Origin of the sequence: Aurantimonas marianensis (assembly GCF_024195285.1) — a bacterium.
GTDB lineage: Bacteria > Pseudomonadota > Alphaproteobacteria > Rhizobiales > Rhizobiaceae > Aurantimonas > Aurantimonas marianensis.
In genome coordinates this window covers 34,895-48,632 of sequence record NZ_JALHBS010000070.1, presented here as the reverse complement: position 1 = coordinate 48,632, position 13,738 = coordinate 34,895, and the positions used below count along the sequence as shown (strand labels likewise).

15 protein-coding genes are annotated in these 13,738 nt (G+C 63.1%); 9 read left to right on the top strand and 6 right to left on the bottom strand.

The window, feature by feature from the left end; translation table 11 throughout:
• Nucleotides 1-40: 40 nt before the first annotated feature.
• The 5 genes from MJ956_RS12270 to MJ956_RS12250 all read right to left on the bottom strand — a co-directional run bounded on the left by MJ956_RS12270 (nt 41) and on the right by MJ956_RS12250 (nt 2,255).
• On the bottom strand, nt 41-490 hold the full coding sequence (locus MJ956_RS12270) for a host attachment family protein (RefSeq protein ID WP_253964740.1): 450 nt from the start codon (nt 488-490) through the stop codon (nt 41-43).
• 62 nt (nt 491-552) lie between these two features.
• Nucleotides 553-1,005 carry a hypothetical protein gene (locus tag MJ956_RS12265; RefSeq protein ID WP_253964739.1) on the bottom strand — a complete coding sequence of 151 codons (453 nt, stop codon included), beginning with the start codon at nt 1,003-1,005 and terminating at the stop codon, nt 553-555.
• A 2-nt stretch (nt 1,006-1,007) separates the two neighbouring features.
• Entirely contained in the window at nt 1,008-1,487 is a 480-nt protein-coding gene (locus MJ956_RS12260) for an ElaB/YgaM/YqjD family protein (protein ID WP_253964738.1), read from the bottom strand.
• A gap of 21 nt (nt 1,488-1,508) precedes the next feature.
• Nucleotides 1,509-2,060, bottom strand: coding sequence for a sigma-70 family RNA polymerase sigma factor (locus tag MJ956_RS12255; protein WP_206455271.1), 552 nt, complete (start codon nt 2,058-2,060; stop codon nt 1,509-1,511).
• A 6-nt stretch (nt 2,061-2,066) separates the two neighbouring features.
• The gene (locus MJ956_RS12250; RefSeq protein ID WP_253964737.1) at nt 2,067-2,255 is read right to left on the bottom strand and encodes a NepR family anti-sigma factor; all 189 of its coding nucleotides are present in this window, start codon (nt 2,253-2,255) and stop codon (nt 2,067-2,069) included.
• A 351-nt stretch (nt 2,256-2,606) separates the two neighbouring features.
• Between MJ956_RS12250 and MJ956_RS12245 the strand changes: the two genes are divergently transcribed.
• The 4 genes from MJ956_RS12245 (at nt 2,607) to MJ956_RS12230 (ending at nt 5,590) form a co-directional block, all read left to right on the top strand.
• On the top strand, nt 2,607-3,401 hold the full coding sequence (locus MJ956_RS12245; protein WP_206455389.1) for a response regulator: 795 nt from the start codon (nt 2,607-2,609) through the stop codon (nt 3,399-3,401).
• A 317-nt stretch (nt 3,402-3,718) separates the two neighbouring features.
• Complete coding sequence (locus MJ956_RS12240) at nt 3,719-4,723, top strand: HWE histidine kinase domain-containing protein (RefSeq protein ID WP_341482726.1); 1,005 nt, start codon at nt 3,719-3,721, stop codon at nt 4,721-4,723.
• A 146-nt stretch (nt 4,724-4,869) separates the two neighbouring features.
• Complete coding sequence (locus MJ956_RS12235) at nt 4,870-5,160, top strand: hypothetical protein (protein ID WP_253964735.1); 291 nt, start codon at nt 4,870-4,872, stop codon at nt 5,158-5,160.
• A gap of 145 nt (nt 5,161-5,305) precedes the next feature.
• Entirely contained in the window at nt 5,306-5,590 is a 285-nt protein-coding gene (locus tag MJ956_RS12230) for a glycine zipper domain-containing protein (protein WP_253964734.1), read from the top strand.
• Between the two features lie 551 nt (nt 5,591-6,141).
• Here MJ956_RS12230 and MJ956_RS12225 read toward each other — a convergent pair.
• Nucleotides 6,142-6,924: a HugZ family pyridoxamine 5'-phosphate oxidase gene (locus MJ956_RS12225; RefSeq protein WP_253964733.1), complete on the bottom strand. Its 783-nt coding sequence runs from the start codon at nt 6,922-6,924 to the stop codon at nt 6,142-6,144.
• Between the two features lie 212 nt (nt 6,925-7,136).
• On the opposite strand from MJ956_RS12225, the gene MJ956_RS12220 reads away from it, so the two are divergent.
• From MJ956_RS12220 to MJ956_RS12200, 5 genes are all read left to right on the top strand, one after another.
• Nucleotides 7,137-8,723, top strand: coding sequence for an ABC transporter substrate-binding protein (locus MJ956_RS12220; RefSeq protein WP_253964732.1), 1,587 nt, complete (start codon nt 7,137-7,139; stop codon nt 8,721-8,723).
• A 157-nt stretch (nt 8,724-8,880) separates the two neighbouring features.
• Entirely contained in the window at nt 8,881-9,888 is a 1,008-nt protein-coding gene (locus tag MJ956_RS12215) for an ABC transporter permease subunit (RefSeq protein WP_253964731.1), read from the top strand.
• Nucleotides 9,889-9,982: 94 nt separating this feature from the next.
• Nucleotides 9,983-10,837 carry an ABC transporter permease subunit gene (locus MJ956_RS12210; protein ID WP_253964755.1) on the top strand — a complete coding sequence of 285 codons (855 nt, stop codon included), beginning with the start codon at nt 9,983-9,985 and terminating at the stop codon, nt 10,835-10,837.
• Nucleotides 10,838-11,674: 837 nt separating this feature from the next.
• Entirely contained in the window at nt 11,675-12,679 is a 1,005-nt protein-coding gene (locus MJ956_RS12205; protein ID WP_253964754.1) for an ABC transporter ATP-binding protein, read from the top strand.
• Nucleotides 12,676-13,659, top strand: a complete 984-nt coding sequence (locus MJ956_RS12200; RefSeq protein ID WP_279327039.1) for an ABC transporter ATP-binding protein — start codon at nt 12,676-12,678, stop codon at nt 13,657-13,659. The genes MJ956_RS12205 and MJ956_RS12200 overlap by 4 nt, the downstream gene beginning before the upstream one ends.
• The last annotated feature ends 79 nt before the right edge of the window (nt 13,660-13,738 follow it).

Genomic DNA, 13,738 nt, shown 5'->3' with positions numbered 1-13,738 from the left:
ACTGGCGACATGCGAGGATCGATTCTGCATATCGCCGCCTTCAGGCGGCGAGCAAATCCTCGATACGGTCGATCGGGTGGTTCGTCAGCGTCTTGGCGATCTCACCGACAACCCGGTCCGCGACTTCTTTGTGCAGCTCGCCGCGCAGGTCTCCGAGGATTTTCGGAGGGGCGATGATCGCGATTTTCTTGAAACGATCGCGGTGCGCCATCGCATAAAGGATTGCGCTCAACTCCTTGGCGAAGCGATCTTTTGCAATCTGATGCCAATCCGTGTCCGAAACCGCCGAACGTCGAGCCGTCGACGAATCGAACACCCGCCCGGGGCGATTGGCGCCTTGCTCGCGACTTGGCGGGTTTTCCTGTTCCTCGACGCGCCGCACCTGGAAGTTCGGCAACTCGTTGTCCCCGATGTTTTCCAGAAATAGGGCCTTCTCGCCGTCGGCCACGAGAATCCAGGTCTTGTAGTCGATCTGTGGGGTCGTCGTCATTGAAAACTCCTTGGAAACTACGGGTCTCTGCTGTTGCCGCAAGACTGTCCGCAGTCAGGCCGTCAGTACCAGCGGTCTCCGCGACTCCGGTAGGTGTTGATCGCCCGCCAGATGCCCCATCCACCTGCTGCCAAGACCGGGACGAGCAGCAGCGACTTCCGCTTCTTCACCGTACTCAGCAGCAAGGGCGCGTTCGACAGCGCGGCCACGCCCGCGATCGCCGCAATATCGCGTTGCAGTCGGTCGTCCGCGCGTTTGCGTGGCGGCCTGCGCACGATTACCACGGCGACCCATGTGGCCAGAAGCAGCAGGAGCGATACGAGCGCGAAACCCAGCGCCGTCTCCAGGGCTCCAAAGCGGTCGGCCAGGAAAATCGACAAAGCGCTGAGCAGCGAAGCCAGCATCGCCACCGCAAGGAGCGCCATGACGACATAGAGCCCGGCCAACCGCTTCAGCCGCGCCAGATAAGTACCGGCTTCGCCCGTGATCAACTTGGTGACGAGTTGCAGGACCATTGTCAGCGGCGGAAGATACGGGCGTAGAGGTAGCCGGCGGCCGCGGCGATCAGCACACTCTTGATCGGCTCGGCCCGAACCTTCTCGCTGAGTTGCTCTTCGAGCTCTGACGCAGCATCCTGGGCCTGCCGCAAATACTGCTCGCCGCGTTCGCGCACGTCGTCTCGCAGGGCATAAGCCTGTCGTTTCGCATCGTCCGCCCGGTCCGTGGCCAGCGATTTCAACGCGTCCGCCACGCCCGCGACGTCCTCGCGCAACTTGGCGACCTGCGCCTCCAGGTCGGGATTGCCACCCTTGGCGGCATTGGCGCCGGCCGTCTGGCCAACAGCGGGGCTTTCGTTCGGGGATGTGTTGGAAGCCATGAGGAACCTCGTTCTGTGTGAATTGACGATAGGAACTTCAGCCGCCGACGGCCGCCCGGTTCCCGATGCGATCTTCTTACCTGAAACCATCCCGCCGACGCGTGGTTCCAGCGGCGCCATTTTTTGCAGCCCCGTGCCCCGTCAGGCGGCCGGAGCGACCCCGATAATCTGGGAGGAAATCGAGTCGGGACCGTACTCGCCGTCTCCCTCGATGCCGAGGATTTCAGCAATTCTGGTGCGAGCCCGCGACACGCGGCTCTTGATCGTTCCGACGGCGCAATGGCAGATGTCGGCCGCTTCCTCGTAGGAAAAACCGGATGCGCCGATCAGGATCAACGCCTCACGCTGATCGTCGGGCAGCATGTCCAGCGCCTTGCGGAAATCCTGCAAGTCGACATGCCCTTGCTGCTCGGGATGCCCGGCGAGTTGCATGGCATGCATACCGTCGACATCCTGCACCTCGCGGCCTTTCCGGCGCATCTGCGTGTAGAATTCGTTGCGCAGGATCGTGAAGAGCCAAGCCTTGAGGTTGGTCCCCGGCTGGAACGTGTGCTGCTTGTCCCATGCCTTGACGAGCGTCTCTTGCACCAGATCATCGGCCCGGTCGAACGAACCGGACAGTGACGCGGCGAACGCTCTTAGGTTGGGAATTATGGCAATCAATTCCCTGCGAAAGTCCAGCTGATCGCTCATCGAGACCTACTTGCGGCCCGATGTCTTGGAGGCGGACTCGGCCTCGTCGAGGGCATCCAGCAGCGACAGGAATCGATCCGGGACAGGCTCGCTCGCAACGTCGTCGTAATACGCCTTGAGGCGCTTGCCGATCGCCGACTGGACGCCAGGATCGGAACTCTTACCCGCAGATTTACTCGCTTGGGCCGTGTGCACCATATCTTCCTTCGTCTCGGGGTCGTCCATCATGCGTCTCGAACTTTTGCATTGAGCAGCGTTGCTGCGCACCGCGCGCTGACGGTCCGTGGCGTATCTATCATCAGGAAAACTCGCTCCACAGTGATTCCATCGCCGATTGCAGGCGGACAACTAGCCACGATCTCTCGCCCATCAAGATCCCTTGCCCGCCCCCGCACTTTATTTGGCGGCGAGGTTTCACTTTTGCAAACCGGTTCCCATTTGCCTAATCGTTGGAAGCGCACAAAGTTCCGAAGCTGGGAACTTTTTCGCGCATCCCACGTTTTCACGCCCACCGACTTTGTTTCGGTCGACACGAGGGGAGTTTTCATGTCGATGTCATCCCGCATAGCGCCGCATATTCCATATCTCCGGCGCTATTCACGGGCGCTTAGTGGCTCTCAGGCAAGCGGCGATGCCTATGTCGCGGCCGTTTTGGAAGCGTTGATTGCCGATCCCAGCCTGTTTCCCGACGATCAAGCGCCGCGGATTTCCCTCTACAAACTGTTTTCCTCGATGTGGCAGTCGGTCGAGGTCAACATCCGTGAAGATGCGCCGACCTCCGCCTGGGAGGAGAGAGCATCCCGGAACCTCCGCGCCATCTCGCCATTGCCGAGGCAGGCCTTCCTCTTGGTCGCGGTCGAGGGGTTCACGACCGAGGAAGCCGGCTACATTCTCGGTGCCGACGAAGCGGAATTCTCCAGCTTGATCGACCAGGCCAGCTCCGACATCGGACGGCAGGTTTCGACGAATATCATGATCATTGAGGACGAACCGCTGATCGCGATGGATATCGAGCAGATGGTGGAAAGCCTCGGTCACACCGTGACCGGCATTGCCCGCACTCAAACCGAAGCGGTGTCCCTGTTCGAGCAGCAGCAGCCCGGGATGGTTCTCGCCGATATCCAACTCGCCGACGGCAGTTCGGGCATCGATGCGGTGAACGATATCCTTGCGAAGGTTTCGGTCCCGGTCATCTTCATCACCGCGTTTCCCGAGCGGCTGTTGACCGGCGAGCGGCCTGAGCCGACTTTCCTCGTGACCAAGCCATTCAATCCGGACATGGTGAAGGCGCTGATCAGCCAGGCTCTGTTCTTCGAGGCCGACAACAAGGCGGCGGCGTAAGCGGCTGTCGCCGTGTCTGTTTCCCAGCCAGAACGCAATGATGGTCGCGCCTCACGGAAGAGACCCAGCGGCGTCCGCCGCTGCGAGGTCAGGCGAGAGGAGCGAGTTGCCGGGGTTCGAAACTGGGAAGCGTCGCCGGTCTTGGAGCAAACGATGCTCATGGTGCCTCAGCGCGGATCGAAGGGGTGCCGGCGGAACCGGGCCACCTATTGGCAATCGGGTGCGCGCATCGATCCCTCGAGAGCGAAAGCGCTCCTCTCTTGGCGAAATAGTAGCGGCACCCCTGGGATTGCCCCGATGTCGAGGTCGGGGCGATCATGTTGGTCGAGCGTCGTATGATGGTGACGAACAAAGTATTGCGTGCTCTCGAAAACACGGAAATGTCCGTGTTCGCGCAGGACTGCGACCTGCGTTACGTCTGGGTGTGTAACGCCGGCCGTTCCTGGCTCGCCGGGGCGGAAGCGGGCATGGCGGACTCTGACTTGCTCGCTTCACAAAGCGCGGAGCGATCGACAGCGATGAAGCGGGAGGTGATCCGGACGCAACGACCGGCTCATTTCGAGTTGGCCATCGCGTCGGGCTCGTCAGTGCGGTGGTACGGCGTGCGTATCGACGCAGATCACGACGACGCCGGCGAAGTTTGCGGTGTGATCGGCACTTCGGTGGAAATTACCGAGCAGAAGCGGCGCGAAGAGACCCTGAAGACCCTGTTGCGCGAGCTGTCGCATCGTTCCAAGAACCTGTTGGCGATCATCCAGAGCCTGGCGAGCCAGACGGCGCGCCACTCGGTGACCGTGCCGGAGTTTCTTGTCCGTTTCAGAGGACGGATCCAGTCGCTAGCCTATTCGCAGGATATCGTCACCGATGCCGATTGGCGCGGGGCGGACCTGATGAGCCTCGTGACGATGCAGGTCGAGCGCTATGCGCCGGATGGCATGGCGCAAATCGCGGTCGAGTCTCCCGACGTCTATCTCTCGCCAACGGCCTCGCTGCATGTAGGGCTTGCGCTCCACGAACTGGCGGTCAATGCCGCCTCCTATGGATCATTGTCGGTCCCCGGCGGGACCGTGGCTATCGGCGCGCGGCTCGAGCCCAGGGAAGGTGAGGAAACCCTCATTCTGGACTGGCAAGAACGAAATGGTCCGCGCGTTCGGCCGGAGCGGGACGCCCGCTTCGGCACATCGACGCTGGAACGTATCGTACCGAACGCGGTCGGCGGCGAAGCCTCGCTGGAATATTCTTCCGATGGTTTGCGCTATACGCTGATGATCCCCCAGGAGCAGTACGAAATCAACTCGCGCTCCTCCGCCATCGGGGCTTGAGTCGTGGTAGCCGGAACACCGGTGAGGCGTACCCTCGGCACGTCATCTCCCGTTTCCCCAGCCCGAAACGACTTTTTGCGAGTGCCCCGGCGGAATATGGAACGACTTCCCGAATTGGCCGTTATCAGGCCAAAGGAGAAGTTTCGATGGAACACGTTGCTGCTTTTATGTTGCTTGTCGGTTGTTCGGGTGATGCTTCGGTCTGCAGAGAAATTCCCGTTCCGGTCCCGGCTTACGAGTCGCTGGAAGAGTGCCAGAAGGATCTGGTTCTGGAAATGCGGTTGTCCGGCTCGACCGAGCGCAGGGTTCTTGGCGCTTGCAAGGCGGTCGACGAGGAGGTTTTCGAACAGTCCGCCTCGATAGACTGGGCTGTCAGCCGAAACGGTGAACTGCTGATCACATTCGATGCGGAGCCGCAGATGGTCGCCTCCCGCTGAGGGCGATCGCTGGAGACTGAAAGCGCTTGGCTTTCGCTGGAGACCCGTGACAGACTGAATCATGTCGGTCACCAGAAGGATGACGGAACGAAATCGATGGGGTATCGTTATCGGTGGGGACGACAGGTCCAGTGAGAGGTTGAACATGTTCAAGAAATATTCGATTGCCGCGATTACGGCGGCTACTATTCTGGTCGCCGGTTGTACCACGGAAGACCGCTATACAGCTGGCGGCGCGGCGCTTGGCGGCCTTGGTGGCGCGGCGATCGGAGCGGGGGTGACAGGCGATGCGAGAGGCGCGCTGATCGGCGGCGCCATCGGCGCCGGCACCGGGGCGGTGGTTGGCAACGTCGTCGGCCGTTCGAAGGAGCGTCCCGGTTACTGCCGTTATTCCGACGGCAACATCTATCGCTGCCCGGCCGGTTACTGACCGAGCGCGACGGCGATATTCGCTGTGATAGAGCTGCCGGGGTCGCCTCGGCAGCTTTTTTGTGGCCACATCCTTGAAATGGCGGCACCCTGGCGCGATTTGCGCCCGGTGAATCGCCCGGCTGCCGATATGGCTCAATCATTTACGTATCCGGTTCGGCACCGGAGGCGCGATGGAGAAGCTGAGAGTGAAGGAAACACGGACGCTGGCGCCCCGTAGTCGTCTAAGGACCGTCTGTCTCTTTTCGGCGCTGGTGGGATCACTTGTGCTCTCCGGTTGCACAGGCGGTGCCTTGCCTCCCATATTCGATGCGGTATTCGGTCTCGCCGGTGCCGAATCTGCGCCATTCCGGGTCGGGCGAATTCCCCAGACCGTCGTCACCTCCGATGATCGAGTCCTTGGCCTGGCCGCCAACAACCCGGGTCAGTGCATTTACCTGAGCGGCCAGAGCAACCGCCGGTTCCGGGCGGCCTGCCCAGAGGGGTTTGACGTCTAGGCCGGGACGAAACCATGGATACGGGCCTCCTGCGGTCAGACCGTGCGCCCGCCGATCAGCGCTTTCCCTCCGCCAGATCGACGAACGCGCTCCGAAACCCACCGCCAGCCACGGCATCGGCGCGAAACTCCACCCGCCGTAACGCATCTCCCCGCGAAATTTCGAAGCCGAGGCGGTCGAGCGTTGCGATCCGCCACCCACGTCCCTCGTAACCGGTCTTGGCGGCGATGCGGTCGACCGCATCGCGATGCTCGGCGTTTATATGGTCGCGCGCCCGCATGGCCGTTGTTTCCAGTTCGCCGGCGGGCCTGTCGATGAAGTCATCGGGCATGAGCTCGAAGGCGCGTCCAAAGCCACCATTCAAGGAAGCGGATTGCGGCTCCAGCCGAACGAAGCGGAAATCGCCGAAATCCGCATAGAGTGCCGATTTCGGATGGCGTGCGAGGAACCGCTCACGCAACGCCGGCCGCTCCGGATCATCGGCGGCGATGGCGCTTGCCGTCCCGAACACCGTCAAGCGGGGGTGGGTGAGGGGATCGCCTTTGCCCGGCGCTCCGACAAGCAGCGAGCAGCGGGGGTCGGCCGCAAGGGCCCTGGCATGGAGCGTGAGGTCGGACATCAGCAGTAGCGGTCGGCCGAGGAAGTCGGTCGTGACGATGACGCGGCTGGCGGCCGGATGGCCGTCGCCGGGGCGCAGCACCGCAAGGGCGCCGTGGCGAGCCGAGCGCAGCAGCGTCCTGGCGAGCTCTCGCGCGGCGGCGTCGACATTTTGCATCACTGTCGGGCTGTCGGCCGTGCGTCCGAACCTGCCCTCGGAACTATCGTTGTTTTCGCTCATCAGCCAAACCATAACCGGGATCGGTCCGACCGTGCATCACGGACGAGGCGATCAGGGCCGAAATTCACCTGCGACATTCCACCTGTCACCGACCTGCGGCGGCTCATTTTTGAATATCTGGTCAAAATTGCGCTTGCATGGTTTTGGCAAAACCTGTCCGATGGCGGCTTCCGGCGGGCCTTGCCCGCTTTGTGATCAGGGAGACGCCATCCATGAAACTGTTCACCCGGCTCGTTGCCGCAACCGCGTTGACGCTGGCACTCGGTTCCGCCGCCTCGGCAAAGACGCTCGTCTATTGCTCCGAAGGATCACCCGAGGGCTTTGATCCGGCGCTGTATACGGCCGGCACAACCTTCGATGCCTCGTCCAAGCCGGTCTACAACCGTCTCGTCGAGTTCAAGCGTGGTACGACCGAGATCCAGCCCGGCCTCGCCGAGAGCTGGGAGGTGTCGGAGGACGGTACCGAATACACCTTCAAGCTGCGTCCCGGCGTCAAGTTCCACACCACCGACTTCTTCACACCGTCGCGCGATCTCACCGCCGACGATGTGATCTTCTCCTTCGAGCGGCAGCTCAAGGAGGATAACCCGTTCAATAAATATGTCGACGGCGCGAGCTGGGAGTATTTCAACGGCATGTCGATGCCGGACCTCATCAAGTCGATCGAAAAGGTCGACGATATGACGGTGAAATTCGTGCTCAACCGGCCGGAAGCGCCGTTCCTGGCCAATATGGCGATGGACTTCGCCTCGATCCTGTCCAAGGAATACGCGGATTCGCTCGGCGACAATAAGGCCGATCTTAACCAGAAGCCCGTCGGCACCGGTCCGTTCAGCTTCGTCGCCTACCAGCCGGATCAGGTGATCCGCTACAAGGCGTTCGCCGACTATTGGGATGGCAAGCAGCCGATCGACGATCTGGTCTTCGCCATCACCACCGACCAAGCCGTGCGCCAGCAAAAGCTCCTGTCCGGCGAGTGTCATGTGATGCCTTATCCGGCCCCGGCCGATATCGAGGCGCTGAAGGCCAACGCCGACATCGAGGTGATGGAGCAGGAAGGGCTGAACGTCGGTTATCTCGCCTACAACACCAAGGTGGCGCCGTTCGACAAGCCAGAGGTGCGCAAGGCCCTCAACATGGCGATCAACAAGGAGGCGATTCTGGAAGCCGTGTTCCAGGGCGCCGGCAAGACCGCCAAGAACCCGATCCCGCCAACGATGTGGTCCTATAACGATTCGATCGAGGACGATCCGTACGATCCGGAGAAAGCCAAGCAGATGCTGGCGGACGCGGGCGTCGAGAATCTCTCCATGAAGATCTGGGCGATGCCGGTGCAGCGGCCCTACAATCCGAATGCGCGGCGCATGGCGGAGCTTATCCAGGAAGACTTCAAGAAGATCGGCGTCACGGCGGAGATCGTCTCCTATGAATGGGGCGAATATCTCGAGCGCTCGAAGGCGGAAGATCGCGATGGCGCCGTGCTGCTCGGCTGGACCGGCGACAACGGCGATCCGGACAACTTCCTCGCCGTGCTGCTGGGCTGCGATGGCGTCGGCGGTTCCAACCGGGCGCAGTGGTGCAACGAGGAGTTCGAGAGCCTGATCCAGAAGGCCAAGAGCGGCGAGCAGGAAGAGCGCGCCAAGCTCTACGAGGAGGCGCAGGTCGTCTTCAAGCGCGAGGCGCCCTGGGGCACGATCGCCCATTCCATCGTGCACATGCCGATGCGCGCCAACGTGACGGGCTATGTCATGGACCCGCTCGGCGGTCACTGGTTCGACGGCGTCGACATCAGCGAGTAACGGGACAGGGAAGGGCGGTTCACGAGCCGCCCTTCCCGCTTTTTCCGAAGCGATGCCGCGTTCGGGTGGGCAAGGTCCGTTCGCGTCGTCGTGTCGATCCCGCCGGGGCAGTGCCGCGAAACGGTGACCGCATCCGGCGAACCTCAAGCCGGGTGCCATGCTCCGTTTTCTGCTCTACCGGATCGCCCTCCTGATCCCGACCTTCGTCGGCGTCGCCATCGTTGCCTTCGCCTTCATCAGGCTGCTGCCGGGTGATCCGATCATGCTGCTCGCCGGCGAGCGGGGCATGTCGGCCGAACGCTACGCCGCGCTGCAAAAGGTCTATGGCTACGACCAGCCGATCGTCGTGCAGTTTTTCGATTATCTCGTCGGCATCCTGCAGGGCGATCTCGGTACATCGATCGTCACCAAGCGGCCAGTGCTGGGCGAGTTTCTGACGCTGTTTCCGGCGACGCTGGAGCTCTCGATCTGCGCGATCATCTTCGCTGTGGCGATCGGCCTGCCGCTCGGTATTCTAGCGGCCGTCAATCGGGGAACCTGGCTCGACCAGTCGATCATGGGGACGGCGCTCGTCGGTTATTCCATGCCGATCTTCTGGTGGGGCCTGCTGCTGATCATCTTCTTTTCCGGCACGCTCGGCTGGACGCCGGTCTCGGGGCGCATCTCGCTGCTCTATTATTTCCCGCAAGTGACCGGCTTCATGCTGATCGACAGCCTGCTGTCCGGCCAGGACGGGGCTTTCCAGTCGGCGCTGAGCCATCTGATTTTGCCGACCATCGTGCTCGGCACGATTCCGCTCGCCGTGATCGCGCGACAGACCCGCTCCGCCATGCTGGAAGTGCTGAGCGACGACTATGTGCGCACCGCGCGTGCCAAGGGGCTACGGCCGCTGCGGGTCGTCGGAGTCCACGCCCTTCGCAATGCGTTAATTCCGGTGGTGACCGTGATCGGCCTGCAGGTTGGCGTGCTTCTGGCCGGCGCCATTTTGACGGAAACGATCTTTTCGTGGCCCGGCGTCGGCAAATGGATGGTCGATTCGGTGTTCAAGCGCGATTATCCGGTAGTGCAGGGGGGGCTGCTACTGGTGGCCGGCGTGGTGATGATCGTCAATCTGCTGGTCGATCTCCTTTATGGGTTGATCAACCCGCGTATCCGGCATCACTGAGGCGATCATGGTCCACACCGACGAGCTCAACAGGATCGACGATGCCGAGGCCGCCGCGGCCGGTGCGCCAGGCCGACGCGGCACCCGGCGGGCGATGCTCGCCGAGTTCTGGTTCTACTTTTCCGAGAATAAGGGCGCGGTCATCGGACTGGCGGTGTTCTGCCTGCTCGTTCTGATCGCGATCTTCGCGCCGCTGATCGCGCCGCACAGTCCGTCGGCGCAGTACCGCGACGCGCTGCTGCAGCCGCCGTTCTGGGAGGACGGCGGCAGTACGACCTTCCTGCTCGGCACCGACGCGGTGGGCCGCGACCTGCTTTCCCGGCTGATTTACGGTGCGCGTTTTTCGCTTTTCGTCGGTGTCGTCGTGGTCTCGATCTCGGTTACCGGCGGCATCGTGATCGGGCTGATCGCAGGCTACTTCAGGGGCTGGGTGGACACGCTGATCATGCGGGTCATGGACGTCATCCTCGCCTTCCCGTCGTTGCTCCTGGCGCTGGTGCTCGTCGCCATCCTCGGGCCCGGCCTCGTCAACGCGATGATCGCCATCGCCATCGTGCTGCAGCCCCATTTCGTCCGGCTGACGCGGGCCTCGGTGATGGCGGAGAAAGAGCGCGAATACGTGACCGCGGCGCGTGTCGTCGGCGCCAGCCCGTTGCGGCTGATGGTGGTGACGATCCTGCCCAACTGCCTGGGCCCGCTGATCGTCCAGGGGACACTGTCCTTTTCCACCGCCATTCTCGATGCCGCCGCGCTCGGCTTTCTCGGCATGGGCGCCCAGCCGCCGACGCCCGAATGGGGCACGATGCTGGCCGAGGCTCGCGAGTTTATCCTCAGGGCGTGGTGGGTCGTGACCCTACCGGGGCTGGCGATCCTCATCACGGTGCTCGCGATCAATCTGGTGGGCGACGGCCTTCGCGACGCACTCGATCCGAAGATGAAGCGGAGTTGAGGGGTGGAGCGGCTCTTCACGGCGCTGGGCCTGACCTCCCCGCAGATACAGGCATCGTTCGTGCAGGGAACGCTGAGCTTCCTCGGCGTGCTGATCACCGGGGGCATCGCGATCTGGACCTGGCACCGTAACCAGCGGGCCGGCCACAGGGACCGGGCGGCGCTGCGGGAAGAGCGCCAGCGCGATCTGCGGCATGCGCTGTGGAGCGAGATCGGCGCGATCTGGACCCAATTCTACCAGGCCGGCGGCATCGAGAACCAGATCAGGCAGGCACGCGCGACTTTCGCGGCCTACCGCTCGCGCAACGCCGACTTCACCCCGTTTATGTCGGCGGCGACAGGATACTTCCTGCTGGACAAGCTGGAAAGCGACCTGGTTGTGCTCCACCGCGCGGAGATCGAACCGACGGTGCGATTCTACCGGCAGATGAAGCTTCTGGAACAGGTGGCCACGGACATGCGCTCGACCGAATACGGAAAACTGGAACTGGACCGGAAGGAGGCGATGCTTACGGACCTGCTGCGCATGAAGCATCGCGCCATGCTGATGGCGGAAGACAGCCTTGTGGAACTGGAAAAAAACATGACGCTCCAGCCAACGGAGCGCTTGTCAGCGCGACGGGTCCGGCTGAAGCAACAAGACCTCAATAATACGGCATCGGGCCATATTCGCCCGGCTCCGGCAGGGGACGCTGCTGGTGCGGTTCCGGTTTCGGGAGAGGGGGAGACATCGGGCGGATCCTCTGCTGTCCATGCCGGCAATATAGAGTGCGGCGACCGGGATGACAATCGATCGTCGCCGGCCGCTGCCCCGGATGCCACGGGCGCCCCGGCAAACCTGCGCGGCGACCGAGGGCCGCCGAACCCGGCACGCGTCCCCCTTCTCTCACTCCGCAATCTCACCGTCACCTTCGATACGGCGTCTGGTCCGTTCAAGGCGGTCGACGGCGTCGACATCACGGTCGAGCCTGGCGAAGTCCTCGGCATCGTCGGCGAGTCGGGCTCGGGCAAATCCGTCGCCATGCTGGGACTGATGGGGCTGCTGCCGCCGTCCGCCACGGTCACCGCGGACGAGATGGCCTTCGAAGGGCGCGACATGCGCGCCATGTCGGATCGCGAGCGTCGCAAGATCATCGGCGGTGATATCGCCATGATCTTTCAGGAACCGGTCGCCAGCCTCAATCCGTGCTTCACGGTGGGTTACCAGATCCGCGAGGCGCTCAAGGCGCATACCGATCTCGACCGCAAGGCCCGCCAGACCCGCGCGGTCGAACTCCTCCAGCAGGTCGGCATGCCCGAGCCGGAGCGCCGGCTGACGGCCTTCCCGCATCAGCTCTCCGGCGGCATGAGCCAGCGGGTGATGATCGCCATGGCGACGGCCTGCAGCCCGAAGCTTCTGATCGCCGACGAGCCGACGACGGCGCTCGACGTGACCATCCAGGCGCAGATCCTCGATCTGCTGGTCGACCTCCAGAAGCAGCACGGCATGGCGATGATCCTGATCACCCACGACATGGGCGTCATCGCCGAGACCGCCGAGCGGGTCGTGGTGCAATATGCCGGCCAGCAGGTCGAGCGCCAGCCGGTCGCGACGCTGTTCGATACGCCGCACCATCCCTATACGGCGGCGCTGCTCGCGGCGATTCCCGAACGCGCCACCGGCGCGCGCCTGCCGACCATTCCCGGCGTCGTTCCAGGGCAGGGAGATCGGCCGAACGGGTGTCTGTTCAATCCGCGCTGCCCAAAGGCCGACGACACCTGCCGCACGGTGGTGCCGCCGCGCCAGTCACCGGTCCTGGGTGAGGCGCTCTGCCACTATCCCCTGAACGCGGGAGACGCTTGATGAACGCGATCGTCACCGCCAGGAATGTCAGCCAGGTCTACGAAGTGCGCCGTGGCCTGTTCCAGAAGCCGCTCGACCTCAAGGCCGTGAAGGACGCCAGTTTCGTCGTCGAGCAAGGCGAAACGCTGGCGATCGTCGGTGAATCCGGCTGCGGCAAGTCGACCCTCGCCCGCATGCTGACGATGATCGAAACGCCCTCGCAGGGCGAACTCGATGTCGACGGCGTGCGCGTCTCGGGCGATCATCCCGGCGACATCAGGAAACTCCGCTCGACTGTCCAAATCGTCTTCCAGAACCCTTACGGCGCGCTCAATCCGCGCCAGAAGGTCGGGGCGATCATCGAGGAGCCACTGAAGATCAACACCGGGCTATCGCGCGCCGAACGTCGCAGGAAAGCCGAGACGGCATTGGCCAAGGTGGGACTTAGGCCCGAACACTACGACCGCTATCCGCATATGTTCTCGGGCGGCCAGCGTCAGCGCGTCGCGATCGCCCGCGCCATCATCCTGGAGCCGAAGATTCTGGTCCTCGACGAGCCGGTGTCGGCCCTCGACGTGTCGATCCAGGCGCAGATTCTCAATCTCCTGGCCGATCTCCAGGAGCGGTTGAATCTGACCTATATTTTCATCAGCCACGATCTGTCGGTGGTCAGGCACGTCGCGGACCGGGTAATGGTGATGTATCTCGGCCGTCCGGTCGAAATCGCGTCGGTCGACGCGCTCTATACGAACCCGCTGCACCCCTATACGCGGGCGCTGCTGTCGGCGACGCCGGCGACCGATCCGGGCAAGAAGACCCAGCGCATCCGGCTGACCGGCGAGCTGCCGTCGCCCTTCGATCCGCCGCCTGGCTGCGCCTTCCATCCGCGCTGTCCCTATGCCAACGACCGTTGCCGCTCGGAGCTGCCAATCCTCGTCGAACACGGGCCGACCAAGGTCGCCTGTTTCGCGGTGGAAGAGGGGCGTCTGCCGCCGGCCTGATCGGCGCCGGCGTGATGGGAGTCTGTGAGGCTTGCCCTGAAGCGGGTGGTTGACAGGGGTATGAAAAACGAAGCCCCCG